Annotated in this window: 14 protein-coding genes and 1 tRNA gene; 8 read left to right on the top strand and 7 right to left on the bottom strand. The window is 74.8% G+C overall.

Annotated features, from left to right (window positions below; all coding sequences use genetic code 11):
- Window positions 1-157: 157 nt before the first annotated feature.
- Complete coding sequence (locus tag ACH4SL_RS01070) at window positions 158-316, bottom strand: hypothetical protein (protein ID WP_398441175.1); 159 nt, start codon at window positions 314-316, stop codon at window positions 158-160.
- 529 nt (window positions 317-845) lie between these two features.
- Here ACH4SL_RS01070 and ACH4SL_RS01065 point away from each other — a divergent pair.
- Window positions 846-2,993, top strand: coding sequence for a HEAT repeat domain-containing protein (locus ACH4SL_RS01065; protein WP_398441173.1), 2,148 nt, complete (start codon window positions 846-848; stop codon window positions 2,991-2,993).
- A gap of 162 nt (window positions 2,994-3,155) precedes the next feature.
- Here ACH4SL_RS01065 and ACH4SL_RS01060 read toward each other — a convergent pair whose 3' ends face one another.
- Entirely contained in the window at window positions 3,156-3,611 is a 456-nt protein-coding gene (locus ACH4SL_RS01060; protein ID WP_398441172.1) for a lamin tail domain-containing protein, read from the bottom strand.
- Window positions 3,612-3,836: 225 nt separating this feature from the next.
- Here ACH4SL_RS01060 and ACH4SL_RS01055 point away from each other — a divergent pair, with 225 nt between their 5' ends.
- Window positions 3,837-4,919 carry a DUF5954 family protein gene (locus tag ACH4SL_RS01055; RefSeq protein WP_398441171.1) on the top strand — a complete coding sequence of 361 codons (1,083 nt, stop codon included), beginning with the start codon at window positions 3,837-3,839 and terminating at the stop codon, window positions 4,917-4,919.
- 36 nt (window positions 4,920-4,955) lie between these two features.
- On the opposite strand, the gene arsM is transcribed toward ACH4SL_RS01055, so the two are convergent.
- Entirely contained in the window at window positions 4,956-5,738 is a 783-nt protein-coding gene (gene arsM / locus ACH4SL_RS01050; protein ID WP_398441170.1) for an arsenite methyltransferase, read from the bottom strand.
- Between the two features lie 88 nt (window positions 5,739-5,826).
- Between arsM and ACH4SL_RS01045 the strand changes: the two genes are divergently transcribed.
- The 3 genes from ACH4SL_RS01045 to ACH4SL_RS01035 are packed head-to-tail and all read left to right on the top strand — an operon-like array spanning window position 5,827 to window position 7,440.
- Window positions 5,827-6,219 carry an ArsR/SmtB family transcription factor gene (locus tag ACH4SL_RS01045; RefSeq protein WP_398441169.1) on the top strand — a complete coding sequence of 131 codons (393 nt, stop codon included), beginning with the start codon at window positions 5,827-5,829 and terminating at the stop codon, window positions 6,217-6,219.
- Window positions 6,216-6,977: an aquaporin gene (locus tag ACH4SL_RS01040; protein ID WP_398441168.1), complete on the top strand. Its 762-nt coding sequence runs from the start codon at window positions 6,216-6,218 to the stop codon at window positions 6,975-6,977. Before ACH4SL_RS01045 ends, ACH4SL_RS01040 begins: the two co-directional genes overlap by 4 nt.
- A 40-nt stretch (window positions 6,978-7,017) precedes the next feature.
- Window positions 7,018-7,440 carry an arsenate reductase ArsC gene (locus ACH4SL_RS01035; protein WP_398441167.1) on the top strand — a complete coding sequence of 141 codons (423 nt, stop codon included), beginning with the start codon at window positions 7,018-7,020 and terminating at the stop codon, window positions 7,438-7,440.
- 33 nt (window positions 7,441-7,473) lie between these two features.
- Here ACH4SL_RS01035 and ACH4SL_RS01030 read toward each other — a convergent pair whose 3' ends face one another.
- Complete coding sequence (locus tag ACH4SL_RS01030; RefSeq protein WP_398441166.1) at window positions 7,474-9,801, bottom strand: hypothetical protein; 2,328 nt, start codon at window positions 9,799-9,801, stop codon at window positions 7,474-7,476.
- A tRNA-Lys gene (locus ACH4SL_RS01025) sits at window positions 9,795-9,867 on the bottom strand. The genes ACH4SL_RS01030 and ACH4SL_RS01025 overlap by 7 nt, the downstream gene beginning before the upstream one ends.
- A gap of 217 nt (window positions 9,868-10,084) precedes the next feature.
- Between ACH4SL_RS01025 and ACH4SL_RS01020 the strand changes: the two genes are divergently transcribed.
- Together ACH4SL_RS01020 and ACH4SL_RS01015 are read left to right on the top strand one after the other, a co-directional pair.
- Window positions 10,085-12,052 (top strand): hypothetical protein, encoded by a 1,968-nt coding sequence (locus ACH4SL_RS01020; protein WP_398441165.1) that lies wholly within the window; start codon window positions 10,085-10,087, stop codon window positions 12,050-12,052.
- Window positions 12,053-12,264: 212 nt separating this feature from the next.
- A complete protein-coding gene (locus ACH4SL_RS01015) occupies window positions 12,265-12,717 on the top strand; it encodes a hypothetical protein (RefSeq protein ID WP_398441164.1) in 453 nt (150 codons plus the stop codon).
- A 23-nt stretch (window positions 12,718-12,740) separates the two neighbouring features.
- Here the strand turns inward: ACH4SL_RS01015 and ACH4SL_RS01010 are convergent, their stop codons facing one another.
- Complete coding sequence (locus ACH4SL_RS01010; RefSeq protein WP_398441163.1) at window positions 12,741-13,628, bottom strand: LysR family transcriptional regulator; 888 nt, start codon at window positions 13,626-13,628, stop codon at window positions 12,741-12,743.
- Window positions 13,629-13,783: 155 nt separating this feature from the next.
- Here ACH4SL_RS01010 and ACH4SL_RS01005 point away from each other — a divergent pair, with 155 nt between their 5' ends.
- Entirely contained in the window at window positions 13,784-15,295 is a 1,512-nt protein-coding gene (locus ACH4SL_RS01005; protein ID WP_398441162.1) for an MFS transporter, read from the top strand.
- A gap of 164 nt (window positions 15,296-15,459) precedes the next feature.
- On the opposite strand, the gene ACH4SL_RS01000 is transcribed toward ACH4SL_RS01005, so the two are convergent.
- Complete coding sequence (locus tag ACH4SL_RS01000; RefSeq protein ID WP_398441161.1) at window positions 15,460-15,915, bottom strand: hypothetical protein; 456 nt, start codon at window positions 15,913-15,915, stop codon at window positions 15,460-15,462.
- Window positions 15,916-16,199 lie beyond the last annotated feature (284 nt).

The following is a 16,199-nucleotide window of genomic DNA, read 5'->3' as shown; positions in this document are numbered from 1 at the left end:
CGGCACCGACGCCCGAGTGCGCACCCCGCCGGCTCCTGCCTCCGGCCACCCGCCTCCCCCGGGAACCGAACGCTGAGCCTCGCTGGTGACTTCCGAACTCGTGAACAAAGCCAGAGGTGTCCCGGCGGGACAGGCGGGTGTCTGCTGGGACCAGTGGTCACCCTTCGACCGCGCTGTCCCGGGAGGGAAGGCGGCCGGTGCGGCGCCACTGGGCCAGGACCGCGCGGCCGTAGTCGTTGGTGCCGATCGCGCGGTCGAGCTCGGCGCCACTCGGGGTCCGGCCCTTCGCGTGCTCCCGCTGGAAGTAGGAGCACATCGCCTCTTCCGCGCTCTCGCCGCGTCTCGGCCGGGGTGTGCGGACGGGGCGGGACTCTCGCGGCACACTCCTCCCGGGAGGCTCGGGAACGCCCGAGGACCGGGCCGCGCTCTCGCTCGCGCGCCCAGGGGCCGGTATCTCGGTCCCCTCCGGCGCGCCCGGCGGTAGCCAGAGGTCGGACGCGCTCACCACGAGCCGCCCCGACGCCGGCGCGGCACCTCGACCGTCGCCGACAGCGTCAGCGCGCTCTTCGGCCCCCGCGCCGTGGCTGGCGGAATCCCGTTGGGGGCACCACCAGCATCTCAGCGTCCCCGAGGTCCGCGTCCCGCTTCCGAGGCAGGGCCTCGGCAAGTCCTCGTGCCGCTTCTTCGACCTCTGCCATCAGCGATCCGGGCAGCGTGACCGTTGCGGTCGCGGTGGACCGGCAGGCGGACTCTTCGAGCGTCGGCGCCGCCGCCGCGGACGGCCCGAGGCTTCCTGTGGCGGCTGGTCCGAGGGGATGTCGGAGGTGCCTGCGAAGATCGTGGGCATGGAGCTCTCCGCCGTCCTCGCCGGGCTCGACGCCCATCCCTGGTCCGCTGTCGACCACGCCTACGGGCCCGCCGGGGACCTGCCGGAGTTGTTGCGTACCTTCGCCGAGGGGGGCGGGGGCGCCGAGGAGGCGCTGGACGAGCTGTACGGCTCGATCGTGCACCAGGGCACCGTGTACGCGGCCAGTGCCGACGCCGCCCCGTATCTCGCCCGAATCGCTGCCTCCGGCCGACAGACCGTCGACGCGCTCCGGCTGCTCGGCTGCCTCGCCGAGAGCGAGGACGAGTACGGTGTCGAGCCGGGCACCGTGCGGGCCGCCGTGGCCGCCCAACTGCCGCTGCTCGTAGCGCTGCTGTCCGACGGGGACCCTGCCGTCCGGCAGGCGGCCGGCTGGGCGGTCGGGCACACCCGGGACGCCGCCACCGGCCTGCCCGCCGTCCGCGCACGGCTGGCCGCTGAGACCGAGCCCGCCGTCCGGGCCGAACTCCTTTCTGCGTACGGCCGGTTGAATCGCGGGGGCGCCGTCGCCGAGGCACGCGCCCTGCTCGGGCCGGACACGCCCGCGCCGGTGCGCCGGGCCGCGGTGTTCGCCGCGTTGGAGGCCGGGGAGCCGTGGCTCGCCGCCCATCGCGACGCCGTCCTGGGCCTGTTGCCCGCCCGCGAGACGGCCAGGTCCGGGTACGCGGACGAGCGCCGGGAACCGCTGCGCGCCATCGTCGGGATCCTGCTCGGGCGGGGCGCCGACGCCGACCGCGAGAGCGCACTCGCGCTGCTCGACGCCGCGCTGCGTGACGAGCGCCCCGAGGTGCGGGCCGAGGCGCTGTGGGCGGCAGACCGCGCCTGCGCCCTGTCCCGCAGCGCCCCGCGGCGGCTGATACCCGCGATCGCCCCGCTCGCCGCCGAATGGGCAGCCGCCCAACTCCTGGGCAAAATCGGCCCGCTTGCCGCCGCGGCCGCTCCCGTCCTCGTCGAACTCGCCGCGCAGCCGGACGACAAGGCAGCCGACCAGGCCCTCGCCGCGCTCGTCCTGGTGGCGCCGCAGGCCGCCGCCCCGCTGCTGGCCCAGGCCCTCGGCCGGCGCCCGCGCGCCGTGCAGTGCGCCGCCGGGTCCCACGCCCCGGCCGACGCACCCTTCCCGTTCGACCCGGAGCTGCTCGCCGCGGTCCGTGCTCGCCTTGCCGCCAAGGTGCTGGAGTGTCCCGACGGGTGCGAGGGCTGCGGCTGTTCGACGACCGAGGACCACAACGACACCGCCATGCTGGTCCACTTGCTGCGGCAGTGGGGCCCCCGGGCCGTCGAGGCGCTGCCCGAACTGTGCGCCGTCCTGCCCCGGTTCCACTACGCCGCCACCGCGATCACCGCTGTCGCCGCCGGCATCGGGTCGGAGCAGCGCGAGCAGGCCGCCACCGCCCTGCGGGCCTGCGCCCGGAAACTGTTCGTGGCGCAGGCGCTGTACGAGCTGACCGGCGAGACCGGGCCCCTGCTCGCCGCTGCCGAGGCGGCGCTCGCCACCGGTGCGCGCGGCGCCGCCGAAGGCGCCCGCGCCCTGGCCGGTCTCGGCCCGGCGGCCGCCCATCTCGCCCCGGCCCTGCGGACAGCGCTCGGCCGGACCGTCGACCGCGACACCGTTCCGGAGGTGGACGCCGACCTCGCCCTGGCGCTCGCCTTGTGGCGGACCGCCGGTGAGGCGGCCGAGGTCGTACCGGTGCTGGCCTCGGTGCTCGACAGAAGCGCGGGCCGGCAGTGGTTCCACCGGACGGCCGCCCGCGCCGCCCGCCAGGTCGCCGTACTCGGCCCCGCCGGACGCCCGCTGACCGCCCGGCTCCACGCTCTCCTCGACGACCCGGCGCAAGCGCCCTCGGCCGTCCTCGGGCTGCTCGCCGTCGCCGACCCGGCGGGCCTCGACCGCACCCGGCTCGCCGAGGCGGCGCTGCTCTCGACGGAGACCGGAGCCGACCTCAAGGGTGCGTGCGATGCCCTCCGGGCGCTCGGCGCCGCCGCCCTGACGCGGGAGCAGCACGACCGGCTGGCCGCGCTCGTCGCCGGGGACCGCCGCATGGTCGTCTCCGGGGCCGACCACGCGGTGATCCGCGAGGACGAGCAGCTGCGCGCCGCGCTGGCGTCCGTCCTCGACCGGGTCGGCTGAGGCGCGCGGCCGCTTTTCGGATCTTGCCGGGTGCCCGGCGCCGCGCGCCCGCTCCGACCGCCGCCGTTCGCGGCAGGCGGGGCCTCCCGTTCGCCCGGCCGGGCCGGCGTCTTCGGGCTGATGCCCGGCATCGGGCAGGCGGGACCCGGCGGGCCCAGCGGGTCAGCACATCTTGTAGCTCGCCTTCGTGCTGTTGTAGGAGCAGGCGCCGGCCTTCGCTCCCGCGGAGTTCTTGAAGGTGGCGGTGTCCTTGTCGTTGTTCCATATGTAATTGCCGCTGCCCCAGTAGCGGTTGGCCGCGGTGTTGGTGCCCTTGCCCGTGTGTATCGTCACGGTCTTGCCGGCGCCGAGGGTGAAGGCGGCGAAGGTGTACTTGTGGGCGGAGGCGTCGGTGACGCTCCAGCCCCTGAGCGACACGCTCTTGGTCGTGGTGTTCTTTATCTGCACGTATTCGGCGTTCAGGCTCGAAGCCGAACGGGTGTCCGTGCCGGGGCTGTTGTAGTAGATCTTGTACAGGTGGACGGAGCCGGTCGCGGCCTGCGCGGGCGCGGTGGTCAGCGCGAGGGCGGCGGCGCCGCAGACGGCCAGCGCGGCAGCGGTGGTGCGGGTGTAGTGCATGCGTTTTCCCCTGGATCGTGACCGGGTCCCCTTGCCCGGCAGATCGCCCAGAGTAGGGACATGTCCCCCCAGTGGGCACGCCGTTACCGAATCAGGATGCTCAGGGGGCCATCGTGCTCCAGGAGGCGTTGGGGGCACCCTCTCGCGGTGGGTCCCGCGGACGCGATCAGGTGGTCTGTGCGGAAAACGCCCCCTGCGGCGGGTCGGAGTCGGCAGGATGAGGGTATGGCTGACGGCGATGGAGCACCGGACGGGGTGTGGCCGGTCGTGGTGCGGTATCCGCACGGTCCGGTGGAAGAGGTTGTGGAGGCCGACGCGATCGACGCGGCCCGGCAGGCGCAGTCCCTGATGGTGCGGGGGCCGCTGTTCGGGGTGGCGGTCCAGGACGCCGACGTACCCGCGCGGTGGCGGCTCGTCACGCCGGTCACGTCGGCCACCCCGCAGGACGCCCGGGACAGCCTGAATTCGCTGCTGTGGTTCCGGGCGAGGGACGACACGCAGGATCGGGACGAGCGGCGCGGCCTGCTGGCGGCGGTCGCACGGCTGGAGACCGAGCGCATCGACGAGTTGACGGCGTTGGGCCGGCGGTACCGGGTGGTGCGGGCCGAGGAGTACGCCGGGGCCGGCCCGGACGGGATCGAGACGCCCCGTCCGACCGACCCCGAGCCCGCCGTCCCCGACTGGAGCAGGTCGTCCAAGGATCCGGAGGTCGACGAGGGGCTGGTCCTGGACCCCGCGGAACCGGTCACGCCCACGCAGGCCGCGGAGCGGTTCGCGATGCGCTCCCTCGCCTACAGCGGCGACCGGTATCCGCAGGACGTGCTGCGCGAGTCCGCGCGGGCCGTGGCGGACTACCCCGAGGTGCTGCTGCTGCCGACCACGTACCGCGTCCTCAAGGGGCGCGGCGACCGGTGGACCATCGACGGCTCCCTGCACACCACCGCCCACGGCGCCCGGCAGTCCCTGGAATTCGGGCTGACGTGGTTCGAGCCCCGGCAGAAGGGCCTCATCGACTTCGACGCCGACCGCGAGACCGACGCCCGTACCCTCGTCGCCGCGGGCACCGACCCCGCAGCCGACCGGCTCGCCGAGTTCGTCCGCGCAGCCGACCTGCTCCGGACCGAGAACGCCAACGAGGTCGAGGTCAACGGCACGGCCCGGCGGATCTGCCGGATGCGCCGGCTGGTGCGCTGGGGCACCGACGGCCCCGAGGGACCACGCCCCTCCGACACCAGCCTGCACCCGCCCGAGCAGATCCACCCCCGTCTCGACGAGGACGGAGTCATACACCACTCGTCGGACGCGTGACCGCCCCGGTTTGCAGGCTGCTGGGCGGCTGACGCGTCAAGCGCCCGGCACGGGCTTCGTGGCGCGGATGATCGCGGACTGCATGCCGTCGGCGACCGGGTGGGTGGGGGCGATCTCGACGTCCGTGAAGCCGGCGGCTTCGAGTCCGGCGCGGTATTCGGCGAAGGAGAGCGCACCGGCGATGCAGCCGGCGTGGTCACCGCGCTCGGCGCGCTCGGCGGGGGTGAGCGTGTCGTCGGCGACGACGTCGGAGACGCCGATCCGGCCTCCGGGCCTGAGGACGCGGAAGGTCTCGGCGAAGACGGCGGGCTTGTCCGTGGACAGGTTGATCACGCAGTTGGAGATGACGACGTCGATCGTGTCCGCGGGCAGCGGGACGGCCTCGATGGTGCCCTTGAGGAATTCGACGTTGGCCGCGCCGGCCTTCGCCGCGTTGGCCAGCGCCAGGGCGAGCATCTCCTCGGTCATGTCCAGCCCGTACGCCTTGCCGGTGGGGCCGACGCGGCGGGCGGAGAGCAGGACGTCGATGCCGCCGCCGGAGCCGAGGTCCAGGACGCGCTCGCCCTCGCGGAGTGCGGCGACGGCGGTGGGGTTGCCGCAGCCGAGGGACGCGGCGACGGCCTCGGCGGGCAGGGCCTCGCGTTCGTCGGCGGCGTAGAGGGCGGAGCCGAAGTTCGCGTCGACCCCGACCCCGACCCCGACTCCGGCCTCGACCGGATCGGATCCGCAGCAGGCGGTGCCGCCGCCGGTGACCTTGACGGCGGCCGCGGCGTACCGCCGGCGGACGGTTTCGCGCAGGTCGGTGGACTGCTCGCTCATGGCTTCTCCCTGGACGACGGACATGGCTTGCATTGACGTTCTTCGATCCAACCTTGCGCCGTGGATCGAAGAACGTCAACATAGAGGTATGTCGAAACAAGAGCGTGCGGTGGTCGGCCAGGAGGCCGCCTGCTGCCCGGGGCTGTCCGCCGTACCGCTGGACGAGGACCGGGCGGCCGACCTGGCGAAGGTCTTCAAGGCGCTGGGCGACCCCGTACGGCTGCGGCTGATGTCGATGATCGCCTCAAGCGGGGAGCGGGGGGAGGACGGGCAGCGCGGCGAGATCTGCGTGTGCGAGCTGACCCCTGCCTTCGACCTGTCCCAGCCGACGATCTCGCACCACCTCAAGCTGCTGCGGCAGGCCGGGCTCGTCGACTGCGAGCGCCGCGGGACGTGGGTGTACTACTGGGCGCTGCCCGGCGTCCTGGACGGGCTCGCCGCGTTCCTGGCCACCGCGCGGCCCGCCGCGGCCACGGCGTGAACGTGCCGCTCGGCCGCCGGGCCGCCGCCGAGGCGGTCGGGACCGGGCTGCTGGTGGCGGTGGTGGTCGGCTCCGGGATCCAGGCCGCCGAGCTGTCGCGGGACGCCGGGGTCCAGCTGCTCGCCAACTCCCTGGCCACCGTCTTCGGCCTGGGCGTACTGATCGCCCTGCTCGGGCCGGTCTCCGGGGCGCACTTCAACCCCGCCGTGACCCTGGCCGCCTGGTTCACCGGGCGTCGCGCCCCGGGCGGCCTCACCGGGCGGGACGTCGTGGCGTACGTGTCCGCCCAGGTCGCGGGCGCGATCGGCGGTGCGGTGCTGGCCGACGCGATGTTCGCCGAGCCGCTGGTGGGGCTGTCCGGCCACGACCGGTCCGCCGGCCACCTGCTGCTCGGCGAGGTCGTCGCCACGGCGGGGCTCGTCCTGCTGGTCCTCGGTCTGGGCCGGGTCGGCCGCGCCTCGGCGGCGCCGGTCGCCGTGGCCTCCTACATCGGGGCCGCGTACTGGTTCACCTCCTCCACCTCGTTCGCGAACCCGGCGGTGACCGTCGGCCGGGCCTTCACCGACACCTTCGCCGGGATCGCACCCGCCTCCGTCGCCCCGTTCGTCGCCGCGCAGCTGCTCGGTGCCGCGCTCGGCCTCGCCGTCGTCACCGCGGTCCACGGTCCGCACACCGCCGCGACCCCGCCCCATACGGCCGAAGCGCCGCCCCGTACGGCCGAAGTCCCGCCCGCCGAAACCGAGTCCGCCGCCTCCTGACCGCACTCTCCCGACCGCGCCCCCGAGGAAGACACCCGCCATGACCGCTCCCGCCACCCGCCCGTCGGTGCTGTTCGTCTGCGTCCACAACGCCGGGCGCTCCCAGATGGCCGCCGCGTTCCTCTCCCGCCTCGCGGGCGACCGTGTCGAGGTCCGCTCGGCGGGCTCCGCGCCCGCCGACTCCGTCAACCCGGCCGTCGCGGAAGCGATGAAGGAGGTCGGTATCGACATCTCCGCCCAGGCACCGAAGGTCCTGACCACGGAGGCGGTCCGGTCCTCGGACGTCGTGATCACCATGGGCTGCGGCGACGCCTGCCCCGTCTTCCCCGGCAAGCGGTACGTGGACTGGCAGCTCGACGATCCGGCGGGGCGGGGCGTCGAGGCCGTACGGCCGATCCGCGAGGCCGTCGAACAGCGCGTACGCGCCCTGCTCGCCGAGTTGGGCATTCCGACCGCCGCCTGACCGCCGCCCTCGGCGCGCGCCCGGGGCCACCCCCTACCCCTGGAGCCAGTGGCGGCCGGCGGGCGTCCAGCCGACCAGTCGGCGTGCGCCGGCGTCACCGTCGCCGTCGCCGAAGCCGCCGCCCTCGCGTACGAGTCGCACCCCCGCCAGAACCGGCGCGAGGCGCCCGCGGGCATGGTCGGGGTAGCGCGCCACGTCCTCCTCGAACTGCTCCAGGGCCGCGTCGCGCTCGGCAGCGGTGGCCATCGACAGGTGGAAGAGGGTCTGGCGCCAGGCGTAGGCCATGTCCTTGATGGTCGTCAGCGGCCGCGGGTTGCCGTGGATCCGCGCGGCCAGGCGGCAGGTGGTGGCGAACGCCCCGCGGGCAAGCGCCGCCCAGCCGGACGGCGGGGTCACGCCGACCGGGCCGGCGAGCAGGGCGAGGTTGTGCGTGGTGAGGATCTGCGCCTGCTCGATCACCGCGCCCCCCTGGGCGACCGACAGCCAGGTCGTCCCCGCCAGGCCGGCCCGCTCGCGGCAGAGCCCGGCGAACCGCGAGGCACCGCGGCGCCCCTTGCCGTCGCCGGCCTCCTGGCCGATGCCGGCGACGGCCGCGCAGTCGATGCCGTAGTAGGCCGCGTACAGGGTGCCGTCGAGGAGTTCGGCCGCGGCCCGCGCGGCGTCGGCGAACTTGGGCGTGAAGGTGCCCATGAAGATGTCGGCGGCCAGCTCCTCGGTCCACGGCAGCGTGAACCCCGCGGTACGGGTGAGCGTGGCGAACTCGCTCACCAGCGGGTTGGGCAGGACGGTGCCGGGCCAGCCCTGCAGTGCCAGCTCGCCGAGGTCGGCCAGGGTGCGTCGTGCCGTGGCGCGTACCGGGTCGGTGGTCTGCCGGTGCGGTGCGACGGCACGGACCCACGGCAGCTCCTCGAAGCGGACCTGGTGCTGGAGGTCGACCAGGAGCAGCGAGCGCCGGTTGCGGAACGCCCCGTACGCGGCGGCCGTCAGCCGGCGCAGCCGGGGGTCGGGGTAGGAGGCGGCGGTCGCGGTCGCGACGAGCTGGGGTACGAGGGAGGCCAGCACTTCGGCGGACGGCACGACACCGGCGCCGATGAGGGTGGGCACGTCGGCGGCCAGCGCCCGGCGTACCAGGCGGGCGATCGGCTCGGGCACGTCGGCGCTGACGGGCAGGCCCGTGCTCTCGTGCTCGGCGGGGGTGACCGGGGCCGTGAAGGCGCGGGCCTGCGGTGTGCCGGTGTCCGCGGGCAGGTCCGCGAGGCGCCCGGCGACAAGCTGGGCCATGGCGTGGAGGGTCGGACGGGCGGCGTCCGCGGCCTGGCGGGCGCGCAGCGCGCTGTGCCCGGGGGTGCCGGGCGCGCCGCGGCGGCGCACCATCGAGTCGACGGCGTGCTGCACCTTTCCGCGGCGCCGCGCGTCCAGGTCCCGTCCGCGGACCAGGTCCTCCAGCGCGGTCCGCAGGACGAACGCGTTCTCCTTCGGACGGCGGTGCTTGCCGCACAGGGTGTGCTCGGCGGCGAGCGCGCGGTAGCGCTCCAGCAGGGCGGCGGCCTGCTCCCGCCACTCCGGCGCGGGGGGCGAGGCCAGGATGCTGCCGTCACGTACGGTCTTCAGCCAGTGGTCGAGCAGTTCGTCGGCGAAGGGGTTCCAGACGGACAGCGCCTCGTTCATGGCCTCGACACCGGCGTGCGGGCGCCGTTCCCGCAGGCGCTCGCGCACTTCTCCGACCGTCCAGCGGAACACGACGCCGCTGTCCGCCCCCGAGGGCGGAGCGGGTAGCCGGCGCGGCAGGAATCGCAGGCGGTCGGCGAACGGCTCCAGCTCGTCGAGGAGTTCCAGCGCGGTCGCGGTCTCCCCGTGGTCGGCGAGCCAGGTCACGGTCAGCAGGGCCGCTTCCTCGGGCAGGTCGACGCTGTACGCGCCCGACGCCAGCAGGTCCGTCAACTCGGCCTGGCCCGCGGTGGTCAGGGCGTACGCGAACAGGGCCCGGCGGTCGGCCGGCAGACCCGCGCCCTGTGCGGCGAGGACTTCGTGCGGACGCAGCGGCCCGCCCGCGGCCGGGGTGCCGGTGGCGAAGCCGCCGCGGACGACCTCCGGGGTGACCCAGGCGGGCAGGCCGGCGACCGGGGTGCGCGATCCGACGGTGATCGTGCCGTCGGCCATGCCGGTCAGGACCTTCCGCCAGCGGGCCGCACGGTCTGCGGCGCGGGCCCGTACCCGCGGGTCGTGATGGGTCGCCGCCGTGGTGAAGGCCGCGGCCAACTGGCCAAGTGGATAGCCGCGGTGGACCTCGGCGGCTTCCCGGCCGGGGGTGGAGGCGTTGTGGCCGTCGTCGCGGCCGGAGTCGTTGTCCATAGCCGGCATGGCGGGTTCCGCCCCCGCGCCCTCCGGGTGAAGAGCCCGGTGCTCCACTGACTGAGCTACACGCCGATGTGCTCGGTGAGACTACTGGCGGGCCACGAGCCCTGGCCACCGGGTTTCCGGACGTCCGACCGAGTTGTGAACTGTTCGTGTGGGTCCGGCGTGTGGCCAGATTTCAGACATTCACCCCCGAGAATGCCCTGTTTATGACATCGACGACCCATGGGCAAGTGCTTACGATGCGCCGAAATGCGGGGACCACCCTGCAGGAAGGTGAGGCATGAGCATGACATTTGCCAGACCCGCGGGCGAGAGATCTTCTTCCTTACCCGCGCAACCCGCGCAACCCGCGCACAGACGGCTCCGGCGGATCGCCGGGGCCGTCGGCACCGCGATCGCCACACTCGTCGCGGTGTTCCTCATCCCGTCCGGTACGGCCGCGGGCTCCGCGTCCCCCGGGCCGCTGACCGCGCAGCAGTGGCACAGCGCGATGACGCAGCTCACGACGCCGTCCAAGGGCTGCTACACCGCGGACTACCCGGCGCTGTCGTGGCACAGCACCGGCTGCACGACGGCGCCGCCGAAGCCGTACGTCCCGAACGTGCCGGCCGCGGGGAACGCCGGGCCGCACCTGCCCGCCGCCGCGAACGTGCCCGCGGGCGCCGGGGGCGCGAGCGGTACGCCGTACACCGTCGGCAACGGCATCGACTTCTCCGCCGGGGTGACCGGCCTGCTCACCGGGGCGACCGGCTCCTTCCCGACCGTGAGCGGCGTGACGAGCGAGAGCAGCGGCGGTGTCGCCAACGCGTACTCGCTGCAGCTCAACAGCGCGCCCTTCACCAGCCCGGTGTGCGCCGGGCACCCGGGATGCCAGGGCTGGGAGCAGTTCATCTTCGCCAACCCCGGCGCCGGGTCGGGTTCGGCCTTCATCCAGTTCTGGATCCTGAACTACGCCGCCACCTGCCCGGCCGGCTGGTGGACGTACTCCGTCCACTGCTACACCAACGGCTCGGCGGTCACGGTGCCTTCGCAGCCGATCACCAACCTCGGCAGCCTGAAGCTGTCCGGCAACGTCACGAGCGCGCTGGACACCGTGGTCATGGACACCGGCGCCGGCAGCATGAGCGCGTCGACGGCCGACAGCATGCTCAGCCTGTCGGCGGGCTGGAACGCGGTGGAGTTCATGGTGGGCGGCAACGGCGGCGGCTCGTCGGCGAACTTCAACGCCGGCTCCTCGCTCACCGTGCAGACGGTCACCCACAACGGCACGACGAACGCGCCCAGTTGCCTGATGACCGGCTACACCGGCGAGACCAACAACCTCAACCTCGTCGGCACACCCGCCTACGGGATCGGCTCCTCGCCCTCGCTGCGCAGCAACCAGAGCAACCTCACGGTCTCGCCGCCCTCGTGCGCCTCGGCGCAGGGCACGGGCGACACGCATCTGGAGACCTTCGGCGGGACGTACTACGACTTCCAGGCCGAGGGCACCTTCACGCTCGCCCGCGCCTCGTCGATGACCGTGCAGAACAACCAGGTCTCCGGCGCCCCGCTCGGCTGGCCCGGCGCGTCCGTCAACAGCGGTGTCGCGACGCAGATGGGCGCGGACACGGTCGCGGTGTGCGCGGCCAAGGGCCTGGTCGTGAACGGTTCCGGCGCCTCCCTCGCCGACGGGGCCTCGGTCACCCTGCCCTCCGGCGACCGGATCGTACGCGCCGGCAACCAGTACGTCGTGACCGATCCGCAGGGCGACTCGATGGCGGCGACGATCAACCCCGGTTACGTGGACGTCCACGTCGGCCTCGGCTCGTACCCGCAGCCCGTCGTCGGCCTGCTGGCCAACGCCCCGGGCACGAACGACAAGTTGCGGACGAGCACGGGCGCGGTGCTGCCCATCCCGCTGGACTTCAAGACGCTCTACAACGTCTACGGGGACAGCTGGCGGGTGCCCGACGGGCAGTCCCTGGTCGCGGTCTGCGGCGACAAGACACAGGCGGCCGACCCGACGGCGCCCTTCTGGGAGAAGCAACTCCCGCAGGAGCTGCACGACAAGGCCCTCACGATCTGCCGCCAGGTCGGGGTGAAGGACGTCACCCTGCTGGAGGCGTGCACGCTCGACGTCGGCGTGCTCGGGCAGAACGCGGCGCGCGAATTCCAGGCCGAAGCCCCGCCGGTTGACGTCGCGTTCAGCGAGGACACCGAGGGCAAGAACGGCTGCTGCGTCAACGTCCCCGGGCGGCAGCCGGCCGGATGACCCCCGACACCCCGTCTCTGAGCGGCCGTTGAGACCCCCGCCCGTCCGCTGACCCCCGCGGACCGGCGGTCGTCACGGGCCCGGAGCCCGACCGGCTCCGGGCCCGTGCACCACCCGTGCCCGCACGTACACCCGTGCGAGGCGGTGCGGCCGCCCTCCGCGATAATTCACGGGAATTCACCACCCGTTGGGGACGGGGACGAGGGGGAGACATGCAGCACCACATACGCCGGGCCGCGCTCGCGGTGGCGGTCCTCGCCGTCGCGGCGGGGCTCGCGGCCTGCGACGGGCCGCGCAAGGTGTCGGGAAAGCTCGACACCACCCGGCACGTCGCGGAGTCGACGAGCCTGCGCAACCGCCCGCACATGGAGCGCAGTTGCCACCCGAGCACCAAGCGGGTGAAGCACACGTCGGGCCGCGGCAGCAGCAAGCGCACCTGGTACACGACCGAGGACACGAGCGTGTGCTCCAGCGTGCAGCACGGCACGGAGACCTACCGGCACGTCGACCGCGCGGAGGAGTGGTGCGTCCGGCTGGACGACGTCGGCGGCACGTCCTCGCGCGACGACGTCTGGTACCGCGTCAAGCAGAGCGTCTACCTCGACGCCCAGCACCTCGGCAGCGGCGCCAAGATGACCTTCGCGCCGGAGCACGACGGATGCTGAACCCCGCTACGGGGTAGGGCTGTTCAGTTCGGCCGGCCCAGCACGTCGCGTGCCGCGCCGACGAAGGCGGTGACGAGCGGGCCCGCGGTCGACGGATCCCACGCGAGTTCGATGCGCAGCGGCTCGGTGTCGGTCAGCGGCACCCACACGATGTCCGGGCGGGCGTAGAAGGCGGCCATCGAGGCCGGGGCGATCGAGGCGCCCTGGCCCGCGGCGACGTTCTCCAACATCTCCTCCGCGTTGCGGTTCTCCGCGCCCCAGCGGACCGTGCTGCCGTCCGGCCGCGGGTCGACCGCCCACCACCGCACCCAGTTGCGCGGTGCCGCGCGCGTCCAGGCGAGCGGGACATCGCGGATCTCGGCGAGCGTCAACGCGGCCTGCCCGGCGAGCGGGTGGCCGGCGGGCAGCGCGATGACCCGGCCCTCCTCGGCGAGCCGCAACCGGGCCAGGCCCGTCAGGTCGGCCGGCAGCCACACGTACGCGACGTCCACCTCGCCCGCGCGCAGGGCGGGCACCTCGCCGCCCCAGTTGTAGCGCTTGAGCTCCAGGTCGGCGCCGGGGCGCAGCGCCGCGAAGCGGGCACGGATCCGGGGGCCGAGGATCCCGGCGCCGCTGGCCTCGAAGCCGAGCCGCAGCCGACCCGCGTCGCCGGTCGCGTACGCGCGGGCGACCTCGCCGAAGACCTCCGCGGCGCGCAGCACCCGGCGGGCGTGCTCCAGCAGCGCGAGCCCGGCGGCGGTGGGCTCCATGCCCTGCGGGTGGCGGGTGAACAGCTCGACGCCCAGCTCGTGTTCGAGGCGGCGGACGGTGTGGCTGAGGGACGGCTGGCTGATGAAGAGCTTCCGCGCGGCCCGGCCCATGTGCCGCTCGTCCGCGACGGCGACGAAGTAGCGCAGCTCCCGCAGCTCCATGAAAAGCCACTCTACGTGTGCCGATAGACGCGGTCTATGGGGCGATGAGCGGCCGGTCTTGGACGCCCGCCGGGTGCCGGGGCGAGGCTTTCCGACGAGGGGCCGCGCGGCTCCTCCGCCCCTCCGGGGGCCCTCTCCTCCCCTAAGGAACCCCCATGCCTCTCGGCCTCGCCCTGCCCGGAAGCACCCCGCGGCGCCCCGCCGCCGCACCTGCCCGCACCGCCCCCGACCCGGCCGCCCGCACGCCCCGCACGTACGCCCGGCGGCGGGAGGAGGATACGGGCGCGCCGCGCGCCGGACGCGCGCGGTGGGTGGCCCTCGCGGTCGTCTCCGCCGTCAACGCCCTCGACTCCGCCGGGTTCGCCATCGCCAACACCGCGCTGCCCGACCTCGACCGGTCGCTGCACATGGGCCCCGCGCTGCTGCCGTGGGTCATGACCGCCTACGCGCTCGCCTTCGCCGGATTCCTGCTCTTCGGCGGACGCGCCGCCGATGTGCTCGGCCGCCGCCGGATGCTGCTCGGCGGCGTCGCCGTCTACGCGGCGGGCGCGGCCGTCGCCGCCTTCGCACCCGCCGGGGGCGTGCTCGTCGCGGGCCGGGCGATGCAGGGCGTCGGGGCGGCGCTGAGCGGGCCGCCCGCGCTCGCGCTCGTCGCCGCGATCTTCACCGACACCCGCGAACGGGCCCGCGCCATGGGGGTGTTCGTCGCGATCAGCGCCTCCAGCTTCGCGGGGGCCCTGGTCGTCGGCGGCGTCCTGACCTCCGCGGCCGGGTGGCGCACGCCCTTCCTCGCGCTGCTCGCGGTCGCCTCGTCGGTGGGCCTGGTCGGCGCGAAGGTGCTGCCGCGCGACAGCGCCCGTACCCCGGGCAGCCTCGACCTGCCGGGCGCCGCGCTCATCACCGCCGGGCTCATGGCGCTGGTCTACGGGGTGAGCCAGGCCGAACACGCCCCGTTCGGCGGCCTGTCGGTGCTCGGGCCGGTCGCCGCCGCGGCCGCGCTGCTCGCCGCCTTCGTCGTACGCGAACGGCTCGCGGCCGAACCGCTGCTGCCGCTGGGGCTGTTGCGGCTGCGTACCGTACGGGCGGCGACCGTCTCCGGCGTCGTCTTCTACACCACCATGGTCGGCCTGCTCTTCTTCGCACCGCTGTACCTCCAGGGAGTGCGGGGCTACAGCCCGCTGCTGAGCGGGCTCGCCGTCGCGCCGATGGGGCTGACCGTCGCCACGAGCACGCCGGTCGCGGCCGCCGCCGTCAGCCGCTTCGGGCAGCGCCGCACGCTCGCCGCGGGCTTCGCGGTCATGGCCGCGGGGCTCGCCGCGTGGACCCTCATCGGCGCGGGCACGGGCTACTTCACCGTGCTGCTGCCGGGCCTGGTCGTCATGTCCTTCGGCCAGACCCTCGCGTACACCGCGATGATGTCCGCCGCGCTGACCGGCGTCGAGCCCGCCCGCCACGGGGTCGCCGGGGCGGTCAACATCACGGCGCAGCAGATCGGTTCGGGCCTCGGCACCGCCGTCCTGGCCACCGTCGCCGCGGCCGCGACCGGTCCGGGCACGGAAGGGCTGATCCACGGCTACCGGGCGGGCATCGCGACCGCGGCGGCCATCGGCCTGGTGGGCGCGGCCGCGGCGACCGCGCTGCTGCGCAAGGGCCGCGCGGGGGCGTGAGCGCGCGGGGCGCGAGCACGCGGGGCGGGTGCGGGTCCGGTGCCGGGCTCGCGCCCTGCGTTTCCGGGGGGCCGGGAGCGCCGAAGGGCCGGGGGGCGCTACGCGCGATTGCCCGGCGCGGACTTGACCTGCACAGGGCGCCCGGCGCGCCGGGGTCGCTACCCCTACGGCCGCAGGGCGGCGCGGGCCGCCGCCAGGAAGGACTGCCGGGCCGCTTCCACCTCCGCGGGCGGCTTGCGGCGGCGCAGGGCCTCCGCGAGGGCCGCCGCGGCAGCGCTGACGTCGGCCGGGCCCTCCAACTCGACGGCTGCCAGGGCCTGCTGGAGCTCCGCCCGGGAGCCGGGGGCAGCGGCGCCGCCGCCGCGCTCCTCCGCGGACGCGGAGCCCGCGGCGTCGAGGAGCCGGACGTAGGCCTGGCGCCGCACGTCGAGGGCCCGCTCGGCCGCCTGCTCGCGCAGGGTGAGCCGGACGGCCTCCAGCGTCGCGTCCGCCTGCCGGTCCCCGGCGTGCCGCGCCGCCCGCGCCTGCTCACCCCCGGCGATCCGGGCGTACCAGCCCGTGACGATGCTGCCCGCGACCGCGGAACCCGCGGCGATCAGTGCCGTCCCCCACTCGCCCACGGGGCCATTGTCGCGCAGGCGCGCGGCCCGCGGGCGGCTTCGCCGCAGGTCGCGGCGGTCGGGGCGGCCCACCGCGTTACGATCGGGCCATGTCCTCCGTGCCGCCCACCAAGCCGCCTCTGATCTGCGGAAACGCCAGCGCGGACGCCCCCGCGGCCACTAGAATCGAGAACATTGGCGCGACGGGCGACGGGCGACGGGCGACGGGCGACGGGCGACGGGCGACGGGCGACGGGCGACGGGCGACGGGCGACGGGCGACGGGCGACGGGCGACGGGCGACGG

Source organism: Streptomyces sp. NPDC021020 (assembly GCF_044333285.1).
In the GTDB taxonomy this organism is placed as follows: Bacteria; Actinomycetota; Actinomycetes; order Streptomycetales; family Streptomycetaceae; genus Actinacidiphila.
The sequence above is the reverse complement of the archived record's forward strand: the minus strand, read 5'-3'. Positions and strand labels throughout refer to the sequence as shown.

Excerpts from the sequence above, each read along its gene's own strand:
- ACH4SL_RS01005 (WP_398441162.1), top strand. The coding sequence starts at position 13,784 with ATGCCTCTCGGCCTCGCCCTGCCCGGAAGCACCCCGCGGCGCCCCGCC.
- ACH4SL_RS01035 (WP_398441167.1), top strand. The coding sequence starts at position 7,018 with ATGACCGCTCCCGCCACCCGCCCGTCGGTGCTGTTCGTCTGCGTCCAC.
- ACH4SL_RS01065 (WP_398441173.1), top strand. The coding sequence starts at position 846 with ATGGAGCTCTCCGCCGTCCTCGCCGGGCTCGACGCCCATCCCTGGTCC.
- ACH4SL_RS01020 (WP_398441165.1), top strand. The coding sequence starts at position 10,085 with ATGACATTTGCCAGACCCGCGGGCGAGAGATCTTCTTCCTTACCCGCG.
- ACH4SL_RS01060 (WP_398441172.1), bottom strand. The coding sequence starts at position 3,611 with ATGCACTACACCCGCACCACCGCTGCCGCGCTGGCCGTCTGCGGCGCC.
- ACH4SL_RS01045 (WP_398441169.1), top strand. The coding sequence starts at position 5,827 with ATGTCGAAACAAGAGCGTGCGGTGGTCGGCCAGGAGGCCGCCTGCTGC.
- ACH4SL_RS01055 (WP_398441171.1), top strand. The coding sequence starts at position 3,837 with ATGGCTGACGGCGATGGAGCACCGGACGGGGTGTGGCCGGTCGTGGTG.
- ACH4SL_RS01015 (WP_398441164.1), top strand. The coding sequence starts at position 12,265 with ATGCAGCACCACATACGCCGGGCCGCGCTCGCGGTGGCGGTCCTCGCC.
- ACH4SL_RS01030 (WP_398441166.1), bottom strand. The coding sequence starts at position 9,801 with ATGCCGGCTATGGACAACGACTCCGGCCGCGACGACGGCCACAACGCC.
- ACH4SL_RS01070 (WP_398441175.1), bottom strand. The coding sequence starts at position 316 with ATGTGCTCCTACTTCCAGCGGGAGCACGCGAAGGGCCGGACCCCGAGT.
- ACH4SL_RS01010 (WP_398441163.1), bottom strand. The coding sequence starts at position 13,628 with ATGGAGCTGCGGGAGCTGCGCTACTTCGTCGCCGTCGCGGACGAGCGG.
- arsM (WP_398441170.1), bottom strand. The coding sequence starts at position 5,738 with ATGAGCGAGCAGTCCACCGACCTGCGCGAAACCGTCCGCCGGCGGTAC.